General features: G+C 39.0%; 2 protein-coding genes. Both read right to left on the bottom strand.

Annotation, left to right across the window (positions count from 1 at the left end):
• A partial coding sequence (locus QZZ35_RS11485; RefSeq protein ID WP_291237528.1) for a DUF2828 family protein occupies positions 1–1182 on the bottom strand: 1182 nt, incomplete at its 3' end.
• 129 nt (positions 1183–1311) lie between these two features.
• Positions 1312–1623, bottom strand: a complete 312-nt coding sequence (locus QZZ35_RS11480) for a helix-turn-helix domain-containing protein (RefSeq protein ID WP_291237527.1) — start codon at positions 1621–1623, stop codon at positions 1312–1314.
• Positions 1624–2082: the final 459 nt, after the last annotated feature.

Genomic DNA, 2082 nt, shown 5'->3' with positions numbered 1-2082 from the left:
AGCCAGCATGATTTCCAGCTTTTCTTTCAGGCTTTTTCCTTTCTCCAAGTCGATGAATTGAGGACGTGAACTAAAAGTAATCGCCTTATTATGAAATACCCCTTTCAATTGCTCTGCAAAATAAATCGCCAGGGAATTACAGATTTCTATTGCCGTAACACTTGTAGAACCACTTGCGTTGGCATACATACTGCCGGATCCATCTGCCACCACAATACAGTCATCCAATCCCCAGTCATTTTGAAATCCCTGTTCCACAATGTTCTTCCACATCAATTCGGCAAGCAGATCATCTTTTAAAGCAGTTCGATCGCAATATGTTCCTTTCATAAAACGGTGTACTGCTTCATACGGCATAATCCCATTTCCATTCAGCTTTTCATCGCCCATATACACCTTAAATAAGTACTCGCCCCGACGCTCCCTGTCATGCTTTACAAAAGCAGCATTATATTTCAGATTCGCTTTTGCAGGAACCTTTTCGTACTCTATTGTCTCCCACTCGGAAGCAGACATCTTCACTTCCACAACGTTCCCATAGGCTCTGAGAGCAGATAAGGTTTTACGATATTCCCGCTGACTCATTCCAAACTTGTCCGAAAGAATTCGTGCACATTTTCTTGTTTCCTGCGAGGATGTATTAATACTCGGAAGCCATTTTGCCAATAAAGAAATCGGCTTATTTTCCTGCATTGACAACAGATCCTTATCTAACTGCTCCTTTAGGAAACGGCATGTATCATCACACAATTCTGTATCCAAAAATACCAGCAAATCATCATATCTTCCGTACTCCGGAATCAACATCATTACTGCTTTTGCAATTTCTGCATGAAAATTTGCCAAAAACTTCATACAGATGCGGAAGGTTCTGCGTTCTCCCATCCCTTCAAGAATATCTCTTAAGAAGAACAGCCATTTCACTGCATACTTAGGAGACTCATAATATGCCTTGATAAATTCTTTTTCAATAAACTCTTCACTACGGTTTCTGAGAGATGAAACCATGAAATTCAAGTCAAGCAAAGGATGCGTCGTTGTCTTATATCCTACAGCACCATTTTCTGTAACAGAACGATTCTGATATCTTTTCATATAGTTGATTGCTTTGTTGCCTCGATTTATATAGTTTGGAATCTGCTTATCCAGATCTTTTCCATCATATCGAAATGCTCTCTTCATGGTCTCCTCCTTACATTTTCACTAGACGCAGGTCAATCCCCGGCTTTATCGGCCAAGTATTTCATCTCAAATATCCTACAAAAGTTTTTAATTGCTGTATGCGTCTATATATCTTATACTGTTACTTTATCAGCATTTTTTCTTGTTGTCCAGCAACCAGTGGTTCACTCTATTTATAACCCTTTTTCTCCATAAACGACAAGAAGAGGACAAACTGTCCTCTTCCACTAAAAGCTCCATCGGGCTTACATTATACAACTTTGCTAATGCCAACAAATTGTCCGCTTGCGGATAACATCTTCCGGCTTCCCATTTATACACGGCCTGAGTTGACTCAAATCCCATGTACTCCATGACCTGCCTCACCGAAATTTTTCTCGCCTTACGAATATCTCGCATTCTCCGTCCGCTGGCCACAATATCAAAATATGGACGTTCCATGGCGAACACGCTCCTTTCATCTCTGCAACTGCAGTACAAACAAAAAACTATGCGCTGGAATTACAGTATAACACATTTTTTTACAAAAAAGAATGAACCTGTGGTTAAAATTATCCAAGAGGCCAGTCCCATTTTTGTTTGTATCTTATCAGATCATCGAACCTTATCCTGAAAATTTTTTCCACAGATTTTTTAAGTGCAAAAGACAATCCACTAAATTAAACTTAAATCATCCTCGAGTAAAAGAATTCTGTTCATAATTCATCCCTCCCGGATTCATTATTACTTAATGATATATTTCGTACCTCTTCCTTTCCCTTCAACTGTAATCACACCTTTTTCTGCCATATTTTTCAGTAGCTGTGTCGTTTTTGATTTACCAAACGGGACATAAGGTGCAATTTCACTCATCGGTTTTAACATAGTCTTGCTTAAGAGTTTATAAATTACTTTTTCGTC

Origin of the sequence: Frisingicoccus sp. (assembly GCA_016298055.1) — a bacterium.
Lineage (GTDB): Bacteria > Bacillota > Clostridia > Lachnospirales > Lachnospiraceae > Frisingicoccus.
This window is presented reverse-complemented; position numbering and strand designations above follow the sequence as displayed.